The sequence below is a fragment of the Streptomyces sp. NPDC002156 genome (assembly GCF_053593675.1).
In genome coordinates this window covers 1-22,374 of record NZ_JBSFDA010000010.1, presented here as the reverse complement: position 1 = coordinate 22,374, position 22,374 = coordinate 1, and the positions used below count along the sequence as shown (strand labels likewise).

At 69.4% G+C, this 22,374-nt stretch carries 23 protein-coding genes; 14 read left to right on the top strand and 9 right to left on the bottom strand.

The window, feature by feature from the left end; genetic code table 11:
• The first annotated feature begins 1 nt into the window (after position 1).
• The 4 genes from ACWCRB_RS07050 (at position 2) to ACWCRB_RS07035 (ending at position 2,193) form a co-directional block, all read left to right on the top strand.
• Positions 2-736 (top strand): hypothetical protein, encoded by a 735-nt coding sequence (locus ACWCRB_RS07050; protein WP_450995047.1) that lies wholly within the window; start codon positions 2-4, stop codon positions 734-736.
• Positions 733-1,071 carry a helix-turn-helix domain-containing protein gene (locus ACWCRB_RS07045; protein ID WP_450995046.1) on the top strand — a complete coding sequence of 113 codons (339 nt, stop codon included), beginning with the start codon at positions 733-735 and terminating at the stop codon, positions 1,069-1,071. The genes ACWCRB_RS07050 and ACWCRB_RS07045 overlap by 4 nt, the downstream gene beginning before the upstream one ends.
• A 217-nt stretch (positions 1,072-1,288) precedes the next feature.
• Positions 1,289-1,609, top strand: a complete 321-nt coding sequence (locus ACWCRB_RS07040; RefSeq protein WP_450995125.1) for a hypothetical protein — start codon at positions 1,289-1,291, stop codon at positions 1,607-1,609.
• Positions 1,610-1,671: 62 nt separating this feature from the next.
• A complete protein-coding gene (locus tag ACWCRB_RS07035; protein ID WP_450995045.1) occupies positions 1,672-2,193 on the top strand; it encodes a GNAT family N-acetyltransferase in 522 nt (173 codons plus the stop codon).
• Here the strand turns inward: ACWCRB_RS07035 and ACWCRB_RS07030 are convergent.
• Complete coding sequence (locus ACWCRB_RS07030) at positions 2,188-2,712, bottom strand: DinB family protein (RefSeq protein WP_450995044.1); 525 nt, start codon at positions 2,710-2,712, stop codon at positions 2,188-2,190. The genes ACWCRB_RS07035 and ACWCRB_RS07030 overlap by 6 nt on opposite strands.
• A gap of 52 nt (positions 2,713-2,764) precedes the next feature.
• On the opposite strand from ACWCRB_RS07030, the gene ACWCRB_RS07025 reads away from it, so the two are divergent.
• Positions 2,765-3,532 carry a class I SAM-dependent methyltransferase gene (locus ACWCRB_RS07025; RefSeq protein ID WP_450995043.1) on the top strand — a complete coding sequence of 256 codons (768 nt, stop codon included), beginning with the start codon at positions 2,765-2,767 and terminating at the stop codon, positions 3,530-3,532.
• Between the two features lie 511 nt (positions 3,533-4,043).
• Here the strand turns inward: ACWCRB_RS07025 and ACWCRB_RS07020 are convergent.
• Complete coding sequence (locus tag ACWCRB_RS07020) at positions 4,044-4,400, bottom strand: DUF192 domain-containing protein (protein ID WP_450995042.1); 357 nt, start codon at positions 4,398-4,400, stop codon at positions 4,044-4,046.
• Positions 4,401-5,064: 664 nt separating this feature from the next.
• Here ACWCRB_RS07020 and ACWCRB_RS07015 point away from each other — a divergent pair.
• The 4 genes from ACWCRB_RS07015 (at position 5,065) to ACWCRB_RS07000 (ending at position 10,093) form a co-directional block, all read left to right on the top strand.
• Positions 5,065-5,841 carry an isoprenyl transferase gene (locus ACWCRB_RS07015; RefSeq protein WP_369035061.1) on the top strand — a complete coding sequence of 259 codons (777 nt, stop codon included), beginning with the start codon at positions 5,065-5,067 and terminating at the stop codon, positions 5,839-5,841.
• A 347-nt stretch (positions 5,842-6,188) separates the two neighbouring features.
• Positions 6,189-7,514: a PhoH family protein gene (locus ACWCRB_RS07010; RefSeq protein ID WP_450995041.1), complete on the top strand. Its 1,326-nt coding sequence runs from the start codon at positions 6,189-6,191 to the stop codon at positions 7,512-7,514.
• Between the two features lie 405 nt (positions 7,515-7,919).
• Positions 7,920-8,615, top strand: a complete 696-nt coding sequence (locus tag ACWCRB_RS07005; RefSeq protein ID WP_450995040.1) for an aggregation-promoting factor C-terminal-like domain-containing protein — start codon at positions 7,920-7,922, stop codon at positions 8,613-8,615.
• A 131-nt stretch (positions 8,616-8,746) separates the two neighbouring features.
• Positions 8,747-10,093 (top strand): AI-2E family transporter, encoded by a 1,347-nt coding sequence (locus ACWCRB_RS07000; RefSeq protein ID WP_450995039.1) that lies wholly within the window; start codon positions 8,747-8,749, stop codon positions 10,091-10,093.
• A gap of 79 nt (positions 10,094-10,172) precedes the next feature.
• On the opposite strand, the gene ACWCRB_RS06995 is transcribed toward ACWCRB_RS07000, so the two are convergent.
• Positions 10,173-11,111 carry a M56 family metallopeptidase gene (locus tag ACWCRB_RS06995; protein WP_450995038.1) on the bottom strand — a complete coding sequence of 313 codons (939 nt, stop codon included), beginning with the start codon at positions 11,109-11,111 and terminating at the stop codon, positions 10,173-10,175.
• A 133-nt stretch (positions 11,112-11,244) separates the two neighbouring features.
• Positions 11,245-11,781, bottom strand: coding sequence for a carboxymuconolactone decarboxylase family protein (locus ACWCRB_RS06990; protein ID WP_450995037.1), 537 nt, complete (start codon positions 11,779-11,781; stop codon positions 11,245-11,247).
• A gap of 109 nt (positions 11,782-11,890) precedes the next feature.
• Here ACWCRB_RS06990 and ACWCRB_RS06985 point away from each other — a divergent pair, with 109 nt between their 5' ends.
• The 4 genes from ACWCRB_RS06985 (at position 11,891) to ACWCRB_RS06970 (ending at position 14,950) form a co-directional block, all read left to right on the top strand.
• Positions 11,891-12,844, top strand: coding sequence for a hydrogen peroxide-inducible genes activator (locus tag ACWCRB_RS06985; protein ID WP_450995036.1), 954 nt, complete (start codon positions 11,891-11,893; stop codon positions 12,842-12,844).
• A gap of 224 nt (positions 12,845-13,068) precedes the next feature.
• Positions 13,069-14,091, top strand: a complete 1,023-nt coding sequence (locus tag ACWCRB_RS06980) for a MarR family transcriptional regulator (protein WP_450995035.1) — start codon at positions 13,069-13,071, stop codon at positions 14,089-14,091.
• A 23-nt stretch (positions 14,092-14,114) separates the two neighbouring features.
• Complete coding sequence (locus ACWCRB_RS06975) at positions 14,115-14,513, top strand: roadblock/LC7 domain-containing protein (protein ID WP_235475141.1); 399 nt, start codon at positions 14,115-14,117, stop codon at positions 14,511-14,513.
• A gap of 8 nt (positions 14,514-14,521) precedes the next feature.
• Positions 14,522-14,950: a hypothetical protein gene (locus ACWCRB_RS06970; RefSeq protein WP_450995034.1), complete on the top strand. Its 429-nt coding sequence runs from the start codon at positions 14,522-14,524 to the stop codon at positions 14,948-14,950.
• A 69-nt stretch (positions 14,951-15,019) separates the two neighbouring features.
• Here the strand turns inward: ACWCRB_RS06970 and ACWCRB_RS06965 are convergent, their stop codons facing one another.
• The 5 genes from ACWCRB_RS06965 to ACWCRB_RS06945 form a co-directional block, all read right to left on the bottom strand.
• On the bottom strand, positions 15,020-17,350 hold the full coding sequence (locus ACWCRB_RS06965; protein WP_450995033.1) for an FtsX-like permease family protein: 2,331 nt from the start codon (positions 17,348-17,350) through the stop codon (positions 15,020-15,022).
• The gene (locus ACWCRB_RS06960) at positions 17,347-18,039 is read right to left on the bottom strand and encodes an ABC transporter ATP-binding protein (protein ID WP_450995032.1); all 693 of its coding nucleotides are present in this window, start codon (positions 18,037-18,039) and stop codon (positions 17,347-17,349) included. Before ACWCRB_RS06960 ends, ACWCRB_RS06965 begins: the two co-directional genes overlap by 4 nt.
• Complete coding sequence (locus ACWCRB_RS06955) at positions 18,036-18,563, bottom strand: PadR family transcriptional regulator (protein WP_235475137.1); 528 nt, start codon at positions 18,561-18,563, stop codon at positions 18,036-18,038. The genes ACWCRB_RS06960 and ACWCRB_RS06955 overlap by 4 nt, the downstream gene beginning before the upstream one ends.
• Before the next feature lie 65 nt (positions 18,564-18,628).
• Positions 18,629-18,946 carry a hypothetical protein gene (locus ACWCRB_RS06950; RefSeq protein ID WP_450995031.1) on the bottom strand — a complete coding sequence of 106 codons (318 nt, stop codon included), beginning with the start codon at positions 18,944-18,946 and terminating at the stop codon, positions 18,629-18,631.
• Positions 18,892-19,827 carry an SPFH domain-containing protein gene (locus ACWCRB_RS06945; protein WP_450995030.1) on the bottom strand — a complete coding sequence of 312 codons (936 nt, stop codon included), beginning with the start codon at positions 19,825-19,827 and terminating at the stop codon, positions 18,892-18,894. The genes ACWCRB_RS06950 and ACWCRB_RS06945 overlap by 55 nt, the downstream gene beginning before the upstream one ends.
• Before the next feature lie 263 nt (positions 19,828-20,090).
• Here ACWCRB_RS06945 and ACWCRB_RS06940 point away from each other — a divergent pair.
• On the top strand, positions 20,091-22,374 hold a 2,284-nt coding region (locus ACWCRB_RS06940; RefSeq protein ID WP_450995029.1), incomplete at its 3' end, for a transglycosylase domain-containing protein.

Below are 22,374 nucleotides of genomic sequence, written 5' to 3'. Positions count from 1 at the left end.
CATGACAGCCGCCACCGACTCGACGAGCGCGCTTCCGACCACCCCCGCCGGTGAAGAGCCCCCGCCCCTCTCGTTCAACGTCCCGGAAGGCTTCTTCGCCCTCCCCCTCGCCGACACCCCCGAAGAGCGCGTCGAGCGCGCCCAGACCTTCGTACGAGCGCTCTACTCCCGCGGCGACGACACCATTTGGGAGCCCGCCGCCCCCTACTACGCGGCCATAGCCGAACTCATGGCCGGCACCGGAGTCTCGTACGCCGCGATGGGTCTGTTCTCCACGGCGGAGGACGAAGGAGACGGAGACGAAAACGGAGAGGTGGCCAGGCACAGCCTTTCCGACGGTGCCGTCCAGTGCGCCTTCACCGTGGCTGCCATCCCGACGGACCAAGCTGCTGCTGACGCTGACGTCGTGGCCCAGGGAATCCTCGCGACTCTCTCCAGGGATTCGTACAACGACGCTCGCTGGCTCGACCTGCCCTGTGGCCCAGCGGTGTCCTGTGTAACTCTGCGCGAACTCAAGTTGAGGCCGGAAGCGACGGCGAGTGGTGAGGCCGCGGATCTCCTCACCGGGCAGATTCAGGTCCATGTCCCTTTCTCCACCGGCCCGTTCACCGCGATCTTCACCCTCTACACGGCATCGACGGACTATTGGGCCGAGTTCTGCGACATGGTGGCGGCCATCCTCCAGACCGTCTCGTTCACCGAACCGGTCGCGGACGTCACCCCAGAGGAATCGTGAATCACACCTGCTGGACGTTGGCTCGGGAGCGGAGCACTGTTCAGGGCTGCTCGGAGCCCCCAGAAGTCGCCGCCGAGCGTGAGCAGATCCGGTTGGCGCTTGCCCTGGGGCAGCTGGTGTACGACCGGCGCACATCCCTGGGCCTGTCTCAGTCCGCGCTGGGTGAGCGCCTCGGAATGACCGCCGATGCGGTGGATGCGCTGGAACTGGCTGGCATGCTGCCTGTCACTGCTGGCCTTCTGGCCCGTCTCGCAGGCGCGCTGGACGTCACGGTCGATCTGCACGTAGTGGCCGATGGCGGCAGCACTGTGGCCTTCGGCGAGCGCGCGGCGTAGGCCCGCGCGCTCGGTTTCCCAAAGCGCCTCACCCGGCTCCGGCCCATCGAGACACGTACTCTCGGCAACGGCGTCGAACTCCTGCGGTACGAGCGGGTCGCCAGCGGCGAGCCCCAATGGCGAGCTGTCATCGGGACCGCGGGCGGTCCCACCTCCGTTCGTTAAAGTCGCCCGCATGTCCCTACGTCTCCGCATGCGTCAAGCCCTCCCCGAAGCCATGCGCGCCCGGGACAAGGTCGCCGTGAGCGCCCTTCGCGCAACCCTCGGTGCCCTGGACAACGCCGAGGCCGTGCCCGTAGACCACACCGCGCTTCGCGGCGTCGCCATTGAGCAGGCGCCAGTCGGTGCCGGCGCCACCGAAGCGGTCCGGCAGGAGCTGAGCGAGAGCGGCGTGGAGGATGTCGTACGTGCTGAAGTCGCCGAGCGGCTCGACGCCGCCGCCCAGTTGACCTCGCCCGCACACGCCGACCGAGCCGCGCAGCTCCGCGCCGAGGCCGCCGTGCTGCTTCGCTTTCTCGACGAGCCCGGCAGCGTGTAGGAAACGGCGGCGGCCCGCTCGTCCTTCCGGCGCTGTCAGTGGCCCCTGCCAGACTCCCCACCATGACGACCGACATCGACGTACAACTCCGCGACGTCACCGAAGCCGACCTGGAGTTTCTTCTCGCCTACGAGCACGATCCCGAAGCCGTCCGGCGGTCGCGGTTCACGCCTCGGCCGCGGGACGCCTTCATGGCGCACTGGAAGTCGAAGATCCTCGGCGACAGCACCGTGTTCGTGCAGACGGTCACCGTGGACGGCGAGCCCGCCGGCAGCATCGTCGCCTGGTGGGACAGCGATCCGGACCTCGGTGAGCGGCGTTTTATCGGGTACTGGCTCGGGCGGCCGTACTGGGGGAGAGGCGTTGGAAGCGTCGCCCTCGGGCTGTTCCTGCGGCGCGAGACCAACCGGCCGCTGTACGCCGACCCGTTCGCCGAGAACACCGGCTCCGTCCGCCTCCTCGAAAAGCACGGCTTCCGTCCCACCGGTACGGTCCGTTACGGCGACAACGAGCACATCATGCTCGTCCTCGACGTTCAGAACATCCAGAACGTCCATGACGCCCAGGACTCCGCGACGTCATGACCGCCCGTACTCTCCCGTCGCCCCGTCGATCAGCTCCCGCACGATGTCCATGTGCCCCGCATGCCGTGCCGTCTCCGCCGTCATACGCACCAGGACCCAGCGCAGCGAGCACTCGTCGTCCCGCCAGGTCGGCTTGCCCAGGGTGTCCAGGGGGAGTTCCGTCAGTACGCGGTCGGCGGCGGCGCGGGCCCGGGCGTAGAAGTCGGTGATCTGGGTCTTTGTCTCGTCCGGGCCGGCGCTCATGTCCTCCCCCAGGTATGGGTTGAACCAGAGCGGTTCCGTCTCCCTCCCGAACGTCTCTACGAACCAGCCGTACTCGACCGACGCCAGATGCTTCACCAGCCCCAGCAGACTCGTGCCCGACGGTGTCATCGGTCTGCGGACCTGCTCCTCGTCCAGGCCCTCCAGCTTCCACAGCACCGCGTCCCGCTCCTGGTCGAGCTTCGCGCGCAGCGTCGTCACCTCGTCATCGGCGTACAGCATGTCCCGGACCGCCTCTCCCTCTCCCGCTTCCGTCATTGCGGCGGAAATTATCAGCGGCAACTGACAACTGCCTGCGAATATCACCTCCATGTCCATGCTCACCTTCGAAGAACTCCTCGCCGAAGGCGCCTCCGTCCCCACCGACGGATGGGACTTCTCCTGGTTCGAGGGGCGGGCCACCGAGGCGCGGCCCTCCTGGGGGTACGCCCGCGCCATGGGGGAGCGGTTGGCCGGGGTGTCCGCCGCGCTCGACCTGCACACCGGCGGCGGTGAGGTGCTCAACACCGCCCCGACGCTGCCCCCGCTCACCGTCGCCACCGAGGGCTGGCCGCCGAACGTCGCCAAGGCCACCGCGCTGCTCCATCCGCGCGGCGCCGCGGTCGTCGCCGTACCGGACGACGCGCCGCTGCCCTTCGCCGACGGCGCCTTCGACCTGGTCGTGAGCCGGCACCCCGTGTCCCCGCCCTGGGCCGAGATCGCCCGCGTCCTGCGACCCGGTGGTACGTACTTCGCCCAGCACGTCGGGCCGTCCAGCGTGTACGAACTCGTCGAGCACTTTCTCGGACCGCAGCCGGACGAGCGGCGCAACGCCCGCCACCCCGACCGCGAGCGCGCCGGCGCGGAAGCCGCCGGGCTGGAGATCGTCGAGCTGCGGGCCGAGCGGCTGCGGATGGAGTTCCACGACATCGCCGCCGTCGTGCACTTCCTGCGCAAGGTGATCTGGATGGTCCCCGGGTTCACCGTCGACGCCTACCGGCCCCAACTCCGGTCCCTGTACGAGCGGATCGAGGCCGAGGGGTCGTTCGTGGCGTACAGCAGCCGTCATCTCTTCGACGCCCGCAAGTCGTCCGGCTGACCCGGCCCGTACGCCTCCCACGCCTCTCCCGCGGCGGTCGGTCGACCGCGACCTACCGGAGGACCTGCTTCCGCTGCCCTTCCCTCGCCCTCCCGCCGCAGCTGCAGAACTGGCGAGTAACTGCCGCCCGGGCCGCCGCGAGCCGTCTTGCTCCGGGCTGCCCTTCCGTTCCGTACTCTCAAAAAATGCGCATCAAACGTGACATCTCATCTCTTATCATCCGCAAACTTCCGGATATCGTTCACCCCCGTCCGAATATTGGCGAAATCTCGGCGAAGCGGATGTGGCCCCGCTTGTCGCCTGCGAGACATGTGTACGTATGCCCGAAAAGGCTTCACGAGGTTTCCACATCGTTATCGCGGAGGTTCGCGAGCATGGGTCGGGGTCGCGTAAATTTAGGTAAAGGTAATTCGCGTGAGCAAAGTGGCGCGGGCGGTACCGCGCAGAGGAGGGGCCTGCGCGGTGCCCTGCCTACCCCTCTCGCACTCGTCGGCGAGCGCCCCGCTCCTGCTCAGCCGTCCTCCGGCGCCGCGTCGTCCGCCCGGATCGTGAGTCGTACGCCCCGCCGCACCCCCCACCTCTCCAGCGCCCCGGCCTCCGCCTCCAGGACCGATCGGACCCAGGGGCGGGGGAGTCCAACTCGCCCCGGACGCATGGTTCTTACCGCCCGGACCCGCGCCTTTCCGTCCAGATAGGCGACGTCGATCGCGAACCGCATCCCGAACGTGTGCACCGAACTCGCGGGCGTCAGCAGCAGCGCGCCCTCGATTCCGTCCCGGCCCAGCAGCCCGCGCCGGCGGGCCCGGCCGGTCTCGGCAAGCTCCAGCGGAACCGGCTCGGGTGTCTCCGAAGTGGTGAACGTGGCCATGGCTGCGAAGTTAGCGACGGCGTCAAGCGGGCGTTCGCGACAGGGTCGCCCTAGGGAGGGACGCCGAGCCCGGAACCCCTCCGCGACACGTCCGGTGCCCGAATGGCCCTGGGGTGGGACGGGTGTGTTCACAAGGGGGGTGAAACCCGCCGGATCCCTATGGATCATCCCGGATCCCGGGTTTTTTCCTGGGAATCAGCTGTTTTCTGGCCATGATCCCACCATGAAAACGGGCTCCGGAGGCCATCCGCGCGTTGCCGGGCGACTTCGGAGAGTAGTTGTTCCGCGCCGATGTACGCGGCATCACTCACGAAGGGTTATGGTGGAAGCCCCCCCTCGGGCCGGTCCGTCTCCCCCCCACGGACCGGCCCGTTTTTTGTGCCCGGCCGGAGCAGCCGGATACCGACGCTCCCCTCCCGCCCGGATCGCCCGGACACCCACCCGCCGTCCCCGTCCCGGACACCGGCCCGCCCCGTCCCCTTCCCGGGGACCGCAGGGCGCCCGTTCCCCCGGACGCAGGACCCCCCGCCCCGCAGCGGTACGCTTCCCCTCCGGGGATCGCCACCCAAGCCACCCCCGAGGACCGCCAAAGGGGCAGAGAATCGCGCCAGGGGAATGCGCCCGGCCGCGCCTGTCCGATCCGTACGGAGGGGCTGACAAACACGTGAACCTGCGCGACAACCTGCGCCGGCTGCTGGTCAGGGTCTACACACGCAGGGTGGAAGGCCACCTCGACCACGACCAGGTGCCCAAGCACATCGGCGTCATCGTGGACGGCAACCGGCGCTGGGCGAAGGCCGCGGGCTCCACCACCGCCCAGGGGCACAAGGCCGGCGCCGACAAGATCGAGGAATTCCTCGGCTGGTGCTCCGAGACCGACGTCGAGGTCGTCACCCTCTGGCTGCTCTCCACGGACAACCTCACCCGTCCGCCGGAGGAACTGGCACCGCTGCTCGGGATCATCGAGGACGTCGTGACCTCCCTCGCCGCCGACGGCCGCTGGCGCGTCCACCACGTCGGCAACCCCGATCTGCTCCCGGGCCAGCTGCAGACCCAGCTCAAGGAGGCCGAGGAGGCCACCGCGCATGTGACGGGCGGAATACTCGTCAACGTCGCCATCGCTTACGGGGGCCGGCAGGAGATCGCCGACGCCGTGCGCTCGATGATGCTCGACGCCCACGACAAGGGCACCTCGCTGGAGGAACTCGCCGAGAACGTCGACACCGACCTGATCGGCAAGCACCTCTACACCAGCGACCAGCCCGACCCCGACCTCGTCATCCGGACCAGCGGCGAGCAGCGGCTGTCCGGGTTCATGCTCTGGCAGACCGCCCATTCGGAGTACTACTTCTGCGAGGTCTTCTGGCCGGCCTTCCGCAAGGTCGACTTCCTGCGCGCCCTGCGCGACTACGCGGCCCGTCATCGGCGTTACGGCAGTTGAGCCGGGAGCGGGCACGTACCCGCTCGTAATGTGCCGATGAGGTGAAAGTCACCCCCCTTGGGGCGGAAGTAACAAGGAGTTCACCAGCGCGCCGCCCTGCGGCGTGGCATGGCGGCGCATGTTCGAGGGCATAAGCCAAGCAGGTCGACACCCGAACCACGGGTGTCGTATCTCAGCGGACGGCACGGGGCCGTCCGCCCGGGAGGCCCTTTGCACCAGCCCGACCGTGTGGTCACAGCACGGGCGAACAGGCGGAGGGCCGGTTCTCGGCCCGCGCACTGCGGCCGTCGACCGGTCCAGATCTCCTTCGTCGCTCCCCGACCTCATCCGAGGGGGTACGTCCTTCCGTGGTGACCAGCACAAAGCGCCGTATGCCAGACCGGCGCACCTATGTTCTCGACACCAGCGTCCTGCTGGCCGATCCAGGCGCTCTGAACCGCTTCGACGAGCACGAAGTCGTGCTGCCGATCGTCGTGGTCACAGAACTGGAGGCCAAGCGGCACCATCCCGAACTCGGGTACTTCGCCCGGCAGGCCCTGCGCCTGCTGGACGAGTTCCGGGTCCGGTTCGGTCGCCTCGACGCCCCGATTCCGATCGGGGAGCTGGGTGGCACCGTCCGTGTCGAGCTCAACCACTCGGACCCCAGCGTGCTGCCAAGCGGCTATCGCCTGGGGGACAACGACTCCCGCATCCTCGCGGTCGCCCGTAATCTGCAGGCCGAGGGGTACGACGTCACAGTCGTGTCGAAGGACCTGCCGCTCAGGATCAAGGCCTCGTCCGTCGGACTCCTCGCCGAGGAGTACCGCGCGGAGCTGGCCATCACGGGCTCCTCCGGCTGGACCGGAATGTCCGAACTGACCCTGCCCGGCGAACAGGTGGACCTCCTCTTCGAGGAAGGGCACGCCTACGTCCCCGAGGCCGCCGAGATGCCGGTGCACACCGGTCTGACGATCCAGTCGGAGCGCGGCAAGGCCCTCGGGCGCGTCACGGCCGAGGGCAACGTCCGCCTCGTACGAGGGGATCGCGAGGTCTTCGGGATCAAGGGGAGGAGTGCGGAGCAGCGGATCGCGCTCGACATCCTCCTCGATCCGGACATCGGGATCGTGTCGATGGGCGGCCGGGCCGGCACCGGCAAGTCGGCGCTCGCGCTCTGCGCCGGACTCGAGGCCGTGCTGGAGCGGCGGCAGCACCAGAAGGTGATGGTCTTCCGGCCGCTGTACGCGGTGGGCGGGCAGGAACTGGGCTATCTGCCCGGCTCCGAGTCCGAGAAGATGGGCCCCTGGGCCCAGGCGGTCTTCGACACGCTGTCCGCGGTCACCAGCCGCGAGGTCATCGAGGAGATCACCGCACGCGGCATGCTCGAAGTGCTGCCGCTCACCCACATCCGCGGCCGCTCGCTCCACGACGCGTTCGTGATCGTGGACGAGGCCCAGTCGCTGGAGCGGAACGTCCTGCTCACGGTGCTGTCCCGGATCGGCTCCAACTCACGGGTGGTTCTCACCCATGACGTGGCACAACGGGACAATCTGCGAGTCGGCCGCTACGACGGTGTCGTCGCCGTCGTCGAGAAGCTGAAGGGACACCCGCTCTTCGCGCATGTCACCCTCAACCGGTCCGAACGGTCTCAGATCGCGGCCCTGGTGACCGAAATGCTGGAGGACGGGCACATCTGACCCAAGAATTCCCATAGTTGGCGCCGTCCGGCAAAAGGCGAAGAGCCTAGCCGGGCGGCGCTTCCGCGTCTGCGGATTTCCTCAAATCACCCGGGGCAAACGAGGTGTGAGCTTTCACACTCAACTCAGAATTGCCACCCGGCGTCCGGGTACGGCTAGAGTCTCACTCCTGTCAGGCCCCGCATACGACACATCTGTGCCCCCAGCGATACGGCACCACAGCAGCATCACAGTCAACTCCATACTCCCCGTCGTATGCCGCCCGTGCACCACGCGGCGCTCCCCGCAAGGGAGTTGCCCACCGGGCCCGCGTCTCCCGTGACCCCGCAGTTGGGAGGCCAGCGTCTTGGGGCAAGATTGCGTCCGCCAGGGTCACCGAAGCGGGCGATGCTGGAAGGAAACCGTGTGAGCCGGATTTCGGTCCGGGGACTGGCAGTGGCCTCGGCCACCGCGGTCACCGCTGTCGGCGCAGTTACAGGTGTGGCCTCCGGCCAGACCGGCACTCCCAACGACGCCGAGGCACTGGTAGGCGACACCACGCTGCTCACGGACATACCCGTGGGCTCCCAGGCCCAGGTGCAGACCGCGTCCCTGACGCAGCAGGCCGATGTCCAGGCCATCGCCGCGGACGCCACCGCGAAGAAGGACGCCGAGGAGTCTGCGCGCAAGCAGGCTGCCAAGGACGCCGTGGCCAAGCAGAAGGCCGCCGAGAAGGCCGAGGAAGAGGCCAAGGCGCGCAAGGCAGCGGAAGAGGCGGCCAGCCGTTCCGCGACGCGCGACGCGTCCAGCTTCCCGCAGCAGGCCTCGTACACGATCGCCGAAGTCCAGGAGATGGCGCGCCAGATCGTCCCGGCCGACCAGTTCCAGTGCTTCAGCAACATCGTGGACCACGAGTCCAGCTGGGACTACACGGCGGACAACCCCACCTCCGACGCGTACGGCCTCATGCAGGCGCTCCCGGGTTCCAAGATGTCCTCGGCAGGCGCCGACTGGGCGACGAACCCGGCCACCCAGATCAAGTGGGGCCTGAGCTACATGAACGACCGTTACGACAGCCCGTGCGGTGCGTGGGAGTTCTGGACGGTCAACAACTACTACTGAGCCGCCGCGCATCTCCAGGCTCAGTTCTCTCAACCTTTCCGAGCCCCTCACCGTCCTTCGGTGAGGGGCTTCGGCCATGTACGGTCGGACGCGGACCGCAGCGGGAGTGACAAGGGGGACGAGGGCGCATCATGTCGCGAGTGCCGCATTGGCTCGGCCGGATCGGCACCCGGCTGACCGAGATGGGCGAGCGGTTGGACGAACGCCGGGCCGAGGTGGAGAAGGAACACACCGACGACACCGCTTCCCCGCCGTCACCGGAGCCGGCCCCCGAGCACGACGACCCCTCTGCCGCCCCCACCACCTCCACCACCCCCGTAGTGCCCGCGATCCGCCCCGAACCCGCCTCCGTGGTCCCCTGGGGCGTACGGGTCGCCGCCGAGGCGGGCTGGCGGCTGCTGATCCTCGCGGGGACCCTCTGGGTGCTGATGCGGGTCATCAGCGCCGTCCAACTCGTCGTCTTCGCCTTCGTGGTGGCGCTGCTCATCACCGCGCTGCTCCAGCCGACCGTCGCCCGCCTCACCCGGTGGGGCATGCCGCGAGGCCCCGCGACCGCGCTCACCGCGATCCTCGGCTTCGTCGTGATGGGGCTGATCGGCTGGTTCGTGACCTGGCAGGTCATCGAGAACACCGACCAGCTCTCCGACCAGGTCCAGGACGGCGTCGACGAGCTGCGCAACTGGCTGCTCAACAGCCCCTTCCACGTCACCGACAAGCAGATCAACAAGATCGCCGAGAACCTGCGCGACGCGATCGGCGCCAACACGGACGAGATCACGTCGGCGGGCCTGGAGGGCGTCACGGTCATCGTCGAGACCCTGACCGGCATCCTGCTCGCGGCCTTCTCGACGCTCTTCCTCCTCTACGACGGCAAGCGCATCTGGGAGTGGACGCTGAAGCTGGTTCCGGCGGCGGCCCGGCCCGGTGTCGCCGGCGCGGGCCCGCGAGCCTGGCGCACGCTGACGGCGTACGTGCGCGGCACGGTGATAGTGGCTCTGATCGACGCCATCTTCATCGGCCTCGGCATCTACTTCCTGGACGTCCCGATGGCCGTCCCGCTGGCCGTGTTCATCTTCCTGTTCTCCTTCATCCCACTGGTCGGCGCGGTCGCCTCGGGCGCCCTGGCGGTCGTGGTGGCACTGGTGACGCAGGGCGTCTTCACGGCGGTACTGGTCATCGTGGTGGTCCTGGCCGTACAGCAGATCGAGGGCCACGTCCTGCAGCCCTTCATCCTGGGCCGCGCGGTCCGGGTCCACCCACTGGCGGTAGTCCTGTCGGTGGCGGCAGGCGGCCTGGTGGCGGGAATCGGCGGCGCGGTGGTAGCCGTACCCCTGGTAGCGGTGACGAACACGGTGGTCAGTTACCTCCACTCGTACTCCCAGGCCCACACCCAGGAGACGGCAGCCCTACGGCACGCACCTCAGCCAAGAGGAGCAACGGCCCTGGGAAGTGCCCCTGAGGGGCCGGAGGCCCCGTAAGGGGCGCGGGGAACTGCGCGACCAGCCACAGCGGACCCGCGGGTTACGCACCACCCAAGCAACCCACCCACCGGCAAAGTCAGTTGAGCACCTTCAAGGCAGGCCCCAGAGCAATCAGCAACGGAATCAGCGGCGCCACGGCGGCAGCCAGAAGCGCCACGGCGCGATACCCCGCATCCAACCGAGGCGGCGGCGCCAACAACCGCTCGACCCGATCCCCCAACTGCCCGCGCGTACACGCGCAGGACAGCACACCCCGATGCCGGTTCAGCTCGATCAGCGCGACCGCGGTCGTACGGTGACCACACCGCCGCGACGCCGTGTCGTCCGCGGCCAGTTCGACCAGCCGATACGTCTGGTCCCGGAAGTGCGCGAAGACAGGCACCCGCGGGAACCCACTCGCCAGCGCCTGCGACAGATGCAGCAGCCAGTCGTGACGGGCCCGCGCATGACCGAGTTCATGGGCGAGTACGGCGTCCAGCTCATGGTCGGACAGTCGCCTCAACGCACCCGTGGTGACGACGAGTCGAGGCGTGGGCCCCGGCTGCAGCCAGGCGTCGGGATACTCGTCCTCAAGGACCAGCAACGGCCCCCGCGCCGCCGGAAACCCGGCAGGCAGATCCGGTGCCCGCTCCCGCAGATGCAGCCGCCGCAATCGGCGTCGTCTGCGCGCCTCGGCGAGTTCCCGGGCGAGCATGGCGACCGTCCAGGCCGCCCCACAGGCCAGCAGCAGCGTCAGTACGGTGAGCCAGACGGGCGCGGGCCCCAGCCCGTACGCGGCGCTGACGGCGTCCGGCGCCGGCGCGAAGGCATGGACCCGTACGGTCCCGAACGCGGCCGTCGCACCCAGCAGCAGCGCGGCGAGACAGCACGCCAGCACGGTGGCGACCAGGCACTGCCAGACCCACAGCCCGAGCACCGGCTCCCGGTCGGGCCAGCCGGCCCGAGTCAGCACGCGCGGCAGGACGGCGGCGGCCGTCAGAGCGACGGCGGCCATCAGCACCAGGACGACGGTCATTGCGGTGGCTCCCTCAATCGGAGAAACACGGTCCTCGCGGCCGGTACGACGAAGGCGGCGACGAACGGAGTGAGGGTCCGCCCATTGTCGGACGTACCGCCTGCCGCGTCCAGTCGCCGACGCCCCTCACCCCTCAGCGCTCGGTGAGGATCGCCTCCGCGTCCAGCGTCGTGCCGACCGCCTGCACCACCGCCGCGATCCTGAACGCCTCCTGGACCGTCTCCCGGTCGACGCCCGCCCCGCGCAGCACCCGCTCGTGCGCGTCCAGGCAGGCGCCGCAGCCGTTGACCGCCGACACCGCCACCGACCACAGCTCGGCGTCGGTCCGCTCGACGCCCGGATCGCCGAGCACGTTCGCCCGCAGCCCGGTGCGCAGTCGGGCGTACTCCGGGTCGGAGAGCTGATGGCGGGTGCGGTGGAAGACGTTGTTCATCGCCATGACGGCCGCGGTCGACCGGGCGGCCGTGTACGCCGCAGGCGAGAGCCGCGCCCTGGCCTCAGGGCCCAGCTCGCGCAGCACCCGCGGCGAGCGGGACGCGATCGCGGAGACCAGCAACGTGCCCCACAGCTGCTGCGGGGTGAGCCGGGAGCGGTCGACGACCGAGCCCAGGTTGAGACGCAGGTCCGCCGCGAAGTCCGGCAGGGCGGACTTCAGTTCCGCGATGCCCATACCCACTCACCACCATTGATCAGGCGAATCACTACACTCATCCATGTTGATCCGCAAAAACTATCAGCGGAACCCAGAAAACCATGGGTCGGGAGTCGGGAGTACGGGCATGGCCGCCGCCAGGACCACCGACGGGCGCCGTCGCCCCAGTCTCGCCCAGCTGCGTGCCTTCGTGGCCGTCGCGGACCACCTGCACTTCCGGGACGCCGCCGCCACGATCGGCATGAGCCAGCCCGCCCTCTCGGGTGCCGTCTCCGCCCTGGAGGAGGCCCTCGGCGTCACCCTGGTCGAGCGCACCACCCGCAAGGTGCTGCTGTCGCCCGCCGGTGAGCGGCTCGCCGTACGCGCCCGGGCCGTGCTGGACGCGGTCGGCGCGCTGATGGAGGAGGCCGAGGCCGTGCGCGCGCCCTTCACCGGGGCGCTGCGGCTCGGGGTGATCCCCACCGTCGCGCCCTATCTGCTGCCCGCCGTCCTGCGTCTCGTCCAGGACCGCTACCCGGCCCTCGACCTCCAGGTCCACGAGGAGCAGACCGCCGCACTCCTGGACGGCCTGACCACCGGCCGTCTCGACCTCCTCCTGATCGCCGTACCGACCGGCCTGCCCGGCATCCTCGAACTCCCCCTGTTCGACGAGGACTTCGTGCTCGTGACGCCCCTCGACCATCCCCTCGGCGGGCATACGGACATCCCGCGCGAGGCGCTGCGCGAGCTGGACCTGCTGCTCCTGGACGAAGGGCACTGTCTGCGCGACCAGGCGCTCGATGTGTGCCGTGAGGCGGGGCGCGCGGACGCCCCGGTCACCACCACGGCCGCCGGTCTGTCCACCCTCGTCCAGCTCGTGGCCGGCGGCCTCGGCGTGACGCTGTTGCCGCACACCGCCGTCAAGGTCGAGGCGGGCCGCAGCGACCAGCTCCGCACGGGCCGCTTCGCCGCCCCGGCCCCGACCCGCCGGATCGGCCTCGCGATGCGCGCGGGCGCCGTGCGGAGCGCGGAGTACGAGGAGCTGGCGGCGGCGCTGCGGGAGGCGCTGCGGCCGTTGCCCGTACGGGTGCTGGGCGACTGAACCGGTCACCGAACCGGTGACCGTTCGGTCAAATGAGCGTCGAACAAAGACCGTTCAGTGACGCTTCGGCGGCGAGAGAATTCAACTTCCGTCAGGTAGCGAGACCCCGGCCGGAATATGCGCCCGGACTGATACACATACCCCCTCAGCGCTACGTGTCAGGCGTATGTGCGAAATGCCCAGGTGAATTGGCAAGGGGAGTGATGTCGGTCATCCGCGATTCCGTGTCCGAATCCGACGCCGATTCCCTGGGCCGGATCGGCTACCACGTGCTGCTGGGCGCCCTGGCCGAGTGCGGGCGCGAGGAGTTCACCGGGGCGCTGCGCGCGGCCGGCAGTCCCGGCGGGACCTTCCACTTCCGCCGCGGACTCGTCGTCGGCGCCGAGAGCCCGGGCGCGCCGGGGCCCGAGGCCCTGCTGCTGCGCTCCCGCCGGATCAGCGGTGAGGAGTGGGCCGAGCTGGTGCGCGAGGCCGGGGGAGCGCGCTGGCCCGGCACGGAGCTGATCAGGCACGGGTACGCGGGCGCCGCCCAGTTACGGGTCGTCTGCATGATGGCGTTACGGGACGCCGTCTTCGCGGTCGTCGCCGGCCGGGTGGACGCCTGCGAACGCGACCCCGGCGCCGAGGCGCCGGCCCCCGTCCCGGTGGGCGAGGGACCGGTCCGCCTGCTCCAGGACGCCAACCGCAAACTGGCCGCCCTCGCCGCCCTGCCCCACCCGGTACGCCCCAACCGCGAGCGCCCGAGCCCGGGTTCGGCTCCGGCGGCCGTGGACGAGGGGCGACTCACCCCCGTACAGCGGGAGTTGATGGCCGAGGCCGACGGGCGTCGCACCGCCCGTGACCTCGCGTTCCGTACCGGTCGGGGCGTGTACACGGTGACCGTCGAGGTGGCGCGGATGCTCGGGGCCGGGCTTCTGGAGTGCGCCGAGGGGCCCGCGCCCCTGCCGGTCGTACGGGTGTCGGCGGAGGGCCTGCGGCAGCGCAAGCCGCCCCCGCCGGCACCTCCTCCACCACCGCTCCCGCCACCACCGCCCCTGCCACCCGCGTACGTCGACCCCGCGGTCGTCACCGCGCTGGCCGCCGTCCTCGCCTCCGACGCGCAACCGGTACCGAAAGGACCTGCTCCCGCACTGCCCCGCCGTGAACCCGGCGCCAGTGGCATCACCGAATCTCTCGCCCCGGAAAAGCGTGGGACGAGCTGGAAAGGGTTCTTCCGCATGCGGAACGGAACTCATGGAAATTCATAGAAGCCCATAGGGGAGTTGAGTGCATGGACCACAAAGCGCTGGCCATGGAAATGCGCGACCTGCGTGAACAGGTGGACGGAATAACCGATACGGCCGTCGCCGCCACCGACGGACTGCTCATCGCGGCGGACACCGCCGAGTCGATCGACCCGGAGGGCCTCGCCGCCCTCGCCGCCGCCGGACTGGGCCTCGCCCGACGGGCCGCCCAGGCGACCGGCCGGGGCACCCTGCGCCAGACGGTCACCTACGGCAGCCAGGGCTGTGCCGCCTTCTACGCCGTCGGGGACACCGCGCTGATGGTCGTACTCGGCGACGAGGGCGTCGACCTCGACCGGCTGCACCGGGCGACCCAGCCGGCGCTGCGGCGCATCGGGTCGATCCTCACCGCGACGGACTCCTCCGTGGCGACCGAAGGAGTGTGAAGGAAAGGATGGGGACGAAACGCATGACCACAGGTTTCTCCGACCAGGTCATGAGCCTGGTCAAGGCGCTCCGTACCGATGCCCCCGAGTGTGTCGCCTCGGGCGTCGTCGACATGTCCACCGGGATGCTGCTCTCGTACGAGACGGTCGACAACCATCCGCCCGAGGTGCTCGACCTGCTGGCGGGCGCGACCCTCGACCTGTTCCAGGGCCGTACGGTCGTGATGATCGAGGACGTGTTCAAGGAACGCCGGGGCACCCAGAGCGACCAGCACTTCTTCCAGGAGATCCTCGTCAACAGCGAGAACCTCACCCACCTGTTCGTGCGGCTGAACGAGCAGCAGGACGTCGTCGCCGTGGTCGTCTGCCGCAAGGCGGTCAACGTCGGGATGCTCTTCGCCCAGGTGCGACGGGTGGTCAAGGAGTACAGCCTCTGAGCGGAACGGGCGGAACGCCGACGGGCCCCTCGGGGGGAGGGGCCCGTCGGCGTGCGTGCGCGGGGAGGGTCACTCCGTGCGCAGGCCCTCCGCGCGCATCAGCCGCAGCAGCGGCGGCAGGCTCAGCAGCGTCACCAGGAGCACGACTCCCGCGCCGATGCCGGTCATCGACAGTACGGCGGTCCAGTCGACGTGGACCGGCGTGCGCGTCATCTTCAGCAGGACCACACCCAGGGTCAGCCCCACGCCCGACGCCAGCAGCAGCCCCAGCCCGATCGGGATCGACGTCTGCCACAGCACCGACAGGCTCAGGGTGCGCCGCCGGGTGCCGAAGGCGACCAGGGACGACAGCAGCTTCCTGCGCTCCCGGAGCTGCTCCAGCTGGGAGACCAGCAGGCTGATGCCGATCAGCAGCAGGACACAGGTGGCGCCTACGAACAGGCCGGTGCGGATCGAGTCGAACCGCTGGGCGCGGTTGGTCTCCGTCCAGGTCATGGGTTCGGCGAGACGGTCGATCCGCGCCGTCGCGTTCCGGACCAGGTCGCGGGCGTCCGGCACCTTGGGGTCGAGGCCGATGTAGATCACCCCGGAGGAGTTCGCCATGATCTCCTTGGGCAGGGCGCCCGGCGTGGCGAGGATGCCGCCGCGCTCGACCCCGGACGGGTCCTCGATCATGCCGGCCTGCTGGACGTTCCCCGGTACTGTCCAGGCGAGCGGCGGGCGCTCGCCCCAGTCGTAGGACGGGCTGACGTACAACGTGCGGCCGGGCTTGAGCAGTTCGGGCGAGTCCCTGTCGTACGTCTCGCCGCCCCGCACGACGAAGGAGTCGCCGTCGCGGCATGAGGGGAGCCGGCCCACGTCGCGCAGCGACGCGCAGTCCCCGACGGTCACCTCGATGAACTCCTCCGGGTCCTTGGCCTTCTCGCTCGCCGTAGCAGGGGTCAGCACGGTGACCTTCCGGACCCCCTTGGTCTCGGCGAGCTGTCGGCCCGTCGCCACGAGCGGCACGCCGTCCGACGGGGTGAGTTCCATCTGGGCCTGGCTGAGGTCCTGGTCCGAGTCGGTCGTGTAGCCGACGGAGACCCCGGTGAAGAACATCTGCAGTGCGATCGCCCCGGCCACCGCCACCGCGATGCCGTTCACCATGCGGGCCGCCGTACCGCTGCTCAACTGGAGGCGTCGGACGGCCAGTTGCCAGGAGACCCCGCCGGAGCCGAGCCGGGCGACCACCGCCTCGATGACCCAGGGCAGGAGCGCGGTCACTCCGATGAGCAGGAGCGTGACACCGGTGATGACGAGGGCGTCGTTGAACTTCCCGCTGCGGCCCTGCCCGATCATGGGGTAGAGCGCCGCGACTCCGCCCAGCGGCAGCAGCAGCCGCCACCACAGCCGACGGCGCGGGGGCCGGGCCGTACGCACCACGCCGAGCGGTTCGATGACCACACCGCGCAGCGCGAACAGGGTGACCAGCACCGCGGCCACCGGCACGGCGACCGCGACCAGGAGGGCCAGCGCGGGCGCCGGATTCAGATCACTGGGGAACACGCTGATGTCGAGGACGGTGATGTAACCCGCGGCCTGACGGCCGATCAGGAAGAAGACGGTGCCGAAGACGAGCCCGACCGCCGCGCCCGCGAACGCCTCGCCGGCGGCCATCCGCCGGGTCATCCGGCCGTCGGCCCCGACCAGCCGCAGCGCGGCCAGCCGCCGGTCGCGCCGCTCACCGCCGAACCGTACGGCCGTGGCGATGAAGACGCCGACCGGCATCAGCAGTACGACGAAGATGACGAGGGTGAGGAGGAGCAGGATGGGGTCCATCGCCTCGGACGTCTCCTGCAGATCTCCGAACCGCTCGATCCGCGTCACGGTACCGCTGCTGAGGTGCTCCGCGAGGTCGTCGGCCCCCCGGTAGAAGGCGAGTTCGGCCGGTCCGACGAGCCCGTTGTCGCCGATGGTGCCGACGATCCGGTCCGGCAGCCGCTCGCGCAGCAACGTGCCGTCGCCGGACTTCAGCAGCCGTTCGAGAGCCGGCGAGACGATCATCTCCCCGACCGCGGGGAACTCGTCGATCCCCGGTGGCAAGGGCGCTCGTAGCCCCTCGGGGTCGAGCTCCCGCCCGTATATCTCGTCCGCGCGGAAGGCCGTGTCGGCCTTGGCGACGATCACCGTGTTGTCGGCCTTCGGCAGCAGCGTGTCGACATACATGACGCTCGCACGGTCGCTCGAGCGCTCGCTCCGGGTCGACAGCGCGCTCGGGACGGCGGTCGTCAGCAGCAGCAGCGCCACCCCGAGCCCGACCCCGACGGCCGTCAGCAGGACCCGCCCCCAGCCCTCGCGCCCACCCGTGAAGGCGAACCGGACGCCCATGCCCAGGTCCCGTATCCACTGCCGCACGTTCATACGGCGCGCTCCATGTCCCGCGACTTCCCGTCCCGTACGACGATCTCGCGGTCCGAGTAGGCGGCCACCCGTGCCTCGTGCGTGACGAGCACGACGGCCGCGTTGGTCGAGCGGGCGGCCTCGGTGAGCAGCTCCATCACGCGCTCGCCGTTGAGCGAGTCGAGCGCGCCGGTCGGCTCGTCGGCGAACAGCACCCGGGGGCTGGTGACCAGCGCCCGCGCGACCGCGACCCGTTGCCCCTGACCGCCGGACACCTCGCCGGGCCGCTTGCCCTTGAGGTCGTCGACCTCAAGCCGCTCCATCCAGGACAGCGCGGTCCGCTCGGCCTCCTTGCGGGAGGTCCCGTTGAGTCGCAGCGGAAGGGCGACATTCTCGACGCACGTCAGTTCGGGAACGAGCTGCCCGAACTGGAACACGAACCCGAACTCGGACCGCCGCAGCTGACTGCGCTGGGCGTCGCTCATCCCGGCCAGCTCACGCCCGTTGTACGTGATGGAGCCGGAGTCGGGCGGCACGATCCCGGCGAGACAGTGCAGCAGGGTCGACTTGCCGGACCCGGACGGGCCCATCACCGCGACGACCTCGCCCGGGTGGATCGAGAACTCGGCGCCGTCGAGCGCGGTGGTCGGACCGTAGGCCTTGCGCAGCTCGCTCGCGGCGAGCAGGGAACCGGGAGGAACAGTGGTCATCGTGCCGTCACCGCCAGAGCGAGCTTGTCGAGACGCGCGGCGGTCAGTTCCAGCCAGCGCAGATCGGCTTCGAGATGGAACAGGGCGTGGTCGCAGACGAGCTGGTCGGCGAGGTCGCCCTTGCGCTTGCGCTCGGTCAGGATGCGCATCATCCGCAGATGCTCCGAGCGCTGCGTGTCGAGGATGTCACCGGCGTTCCGGTGCGTGAGCAGGGCGAGGACGACCTTGGTGTAGAGGACCGACTGCAGATACGGCTCGGGCTTCTCCGGCGTCGCGAGCCACCGCTGTACGTCGGTGATCCCGGCGTCGGTGATCGCGTACCGCTTGCGCTCGGGCCCGTCGCCGGCCTCGATCCCGTCGACCTCGACGAGCCCGTTCTTCAGCAGCCGGGACATCGTCGAGTAGACCTGCCCGTAGTGCAGCGGGCGATCGTGACCGAACTTCTCGTCGAAGGCCCGCTTCAGGTCGTAACCGTGCCGGGGGCCGGACTCCAGGAGTCCTAGAAGGGTGTGACCGATGGACATGGGCAGGACTATACACAGTGGGTATACGTGGTGTGTATACCCACTGTGTATAGGGTCGATTTTCTTTAGCCCGTTGGGGGTTGGGGCCTGGGGGCGGAGCCCCCAGGGGGACGCCCGCGCCGGGGAATGGGCCCCGCCTCCCCAGGCAACCGACCGGCCTCGGCAAGCGCCCGCCGCAACACGAACTCGATCTGCGCGTTGGCCGAGCGCAGCTCATCCCCCGCCCATCGGGCCAGCGCCTCGTACACGGCAGGGTCCAGCCGCAACAGCACCTGCTTGCGCTGCTGCTGCGGCCGACGCTGAGGGGCCGACCCCTCGGAAGGAACGGTCACTGGTAGAGGGACCCCGTGTTCAGTACGGGCTGCACCGCACGGTCGCCGCACAGCACCACCATCAGGTTCGACACCATCGCCGCCTTGCGTTCGGAGTCCAGCTCCACGATGTCCTGCTCGGTGATCCGGGCGAGCGCGGCCTCGACCATGCCCACCGCGCCGTCCACGATCTGCCGCCGCGCCGCGACGACCGCCCCCGCCTGCTGCCGCTGGAGCATCGCCGAGGCGATCTCGGGAGCGTACGCGAGGTGGGTGAAGCGGGACTCGATGATGTGGACGCCGGCCGCCTCCACGCGCGCGTGCAGCTCGACGGCCAGCTTCTCGGTGATTTCCTCGGCGTTGCCGCGCAGTGAGAGCCCGTCCTCGTCATGGGCGTCGTACGGGTACTCGATGGCGATGTGCCGGACGGCCGCCTCGGTCTGGGTGGCGACGAACTCCAGGAAGTCGTCGACCTCGAAGCTGGCCTGGGCGGTGTCCTGGACCTTCCAGACGACGACGGCGGCGAGTTCGATCGGGTTGCCGTATGCGTCGTTCACCTTGAGGACGGCGGTCTCGTGGTTGCGTACCCGCGTCGAGATCTTGGAGCGCGAGGTCAGCGGGTTCACCCAGCGCAGCCCGTCCTCGCGGATCGTCCCCCGGTATCGCCCGAAGAGCTGGACGACCCGGGCCTCGCCCGGCGCCACCATGTTCAGGCCGCACATGGCGATGAAGGCGGAGAGGCTGATCAGGATGCCCGGGACGATCAGGGCGGCCTTGGCGCCGCCCCCGGTCACCGCGGTCGCGCCGACGATCATGCCGACGCCGATCACGACGCCGAGCAGTCCCATCAGCAGGGCGAGCCCGCCTCCGATGCTGTGGGCCTGGAACTCCCGGACCTGGGGATCGGGCATGTCGGGCAGATCGGTCGTCGGTGCGGAGTCGTGCGTGGTCATGGGTGGTGCCCCCGTTCTTGGCTGTCACGGCCAGGGCCTAGCAAGTTTCTAGCTAAGTGATATCACTTTAGCTTCTTCGGCAACCTTCCGCAGCCCCTGGTAGTCGGTTCCAGTGGGGCTGGTGCTGATTGTCACGTCCGTAAAACACCGGATCGGAATCTCGTCGTCTTATCCGACGGTGTTAGTTTTCGGAGCTGACCTGTGCCACGAGCCTGTGTGACGTACGAGACGGAACACAAGAAGGAAGCGGAGCGAAGCGACCCATGGGACGAGCGGAAGAGAGACGAGCGCGGCAGCAACGCGGTGGCCGCCGCGCGGCGCCCAAGCGCTCGACCAGAGACGCGGCGACCGAGACCGAGGCCGGGCCCGAGAGCGCGACCGGCACGGCCACCGGGACCGCGACCGCCACCGTGACCGAGCCCATGGGCAGGGCGGCGAGCAGGGCCGCGGCACGCGGCAGAAGCGGCAAGGCGGGCAAGGGCGGTAAGAAGGACGGTAAGAGTTTCTTGCGCCGCATGTTCACCTGGAAGAAGGTCCTCGGCGCGTTCTTCGGCTTCCTGCTGCTCGGCATGGGCGCCTTCGTCGTGCTCTACGCGATGATCGACGTGCCCGCGGGCAACGCCGCCGCGGAGAAGCAGAGCAACGTCTACAAGTACAGCGACGGCACCGTCCTCGCCCGTACCGGCACGGTCAACCGCGAGATCGTGGACCTGGCCGAGGTGCCCAAGAAGGTCCAGCTGACCTTTGTCGCCGCCGAGAACAAGGGCTTCTACAAGGACAACGGCGTCGACTTCAAGGGCACCGCCCGAGGTCTGATCAACACCCTGTCCGGCAAGGGCAAGCAGGGCGGTTCGACCATCACCCAGCAGTACGTCAAGAACTACTACCTGGACCAGAACCAGACCATCACGCGCAAGCTGAAGGAACTGGTCATCTCCCTGAAGGTCGACCGCAGCAGGTCCAAGGACTACATCCTCGCCGGCTACATCAACACCAACTACTACGGCCGCGACTCCTACGGCATCCAGGCCGCCGCGCAGGCCTACTACCGCGTCGACGCCAAGAAGCTCAGCGTCGAGCAGGGCGCCTACCTCGCCGCGCTGCTCCAGGCGCCGAGCCAGTACGACTGGGCCGTCGCGTCCCCGACGAGCAAGAAGCTGGTCACCGCCCGCTGGAACTACGTACTCGACAACATGGTCGATGAGGGCTGGCTCGACAAGACCAAGCGCGACGCCATGAAGTTCCCGGTGCCCAAGGATCCGAAGGGCGCCCCGGGCCTGGAGGGCCAGACCGGCTACCTCGTCGACGCCGCGGACGCCGAGATGGCCAGGCAACTCGTCTCCCAGGGCACGGCCGACGACACCAGCAGCGCGAACGCACTGATCGACGCGGGCGGCTGGACGATCACCCTCAACATCGACCGGAAGAAGCAGACCGCGCTCGAGGACGCCGTCAAGAGCCAGCTCACCAGCAAGCTCGACGCGAAGAAGCGCAAGGTCGACGGCAACGTCCAGGCCGGTGCCGCGTCCGTCGATCCGAAGACCGGGCGGGTGGTCGCGCTGTACGGCGGCACCGACTACTTCAAGCACTACATCAGCAACGCGACCCGGCGTGACTACCAGCCCGCGTCCACCTTCAAGCCGATCATCCTCGCGGCGGCCATGGAGGAGGAGGCGCGTACGCAGGACGGCGATCTGATCGACCCGAACACGATCTACGACGGCACGAGCGGCCGGCAGGTCGTGTCCGACGGCAAGAAGGTCGGTTTCGCCCCGCCGAACGAGGACGACGACGACTACGGCGACGTCACTGTCCAGGAGGCGATGAACAAGTCGATCAACTCGGTGTTCGCGCAGATGGGCGTCGACGTCGGGATGTCCGAGGTGATGAAGGTCGCCGACGAACTCGGCCTGGACACCGAGGGGTTGCAGGCGGTGCCCGCACAGACCCTCGGCACGATGGGCGCGAGCCCGCTGGAGATGGCCGGCGTCTACGCCACCCTCGACAACCACGGCCGCAAGGTCACCCCGGCCGTCGTGAAGTCGGCCGAACACAAGGACAGCACGGTCGAGTTCCCCAACCCGCTGGGCGAGCAGATCATCACCCGCGAGGCCGCCGACGCGGTCACGTCGGTGCTGACGGGTGTGGTCGACGACGGTACGGCCCGGGTCTCGGTGGCCCAGGCGAAGAACCGCAAGGGCCAGCAGGTGGCCGGCAAGACGGGTACGTCCGACGAGAACAAGTCGGCCTGGTTCACCGGCTACACGCCGGGCCTGGCCACCTCGGTCGGCCTGTTCGGCGAGGACACGAAGGCCAACAAGCAGGTCACCCTGAAGGGCGCCACGGGTCTCATCGCCGCGAGCGGCGGCCGGATCAACGGCGGTGGCTACCCGGCGAAGATCTGGGCGACGTACACCTTCGGCGCGATGGGCAAGGTGACCAAGTTCGACCTGGACACCACGCTGGGCGCGGGCGTGAAGCCGACCCCGAGCCCGACTCCGACCCGGTCGGAGTCGCCGACCCCGACGCCGACTCCGACCCGGTCGG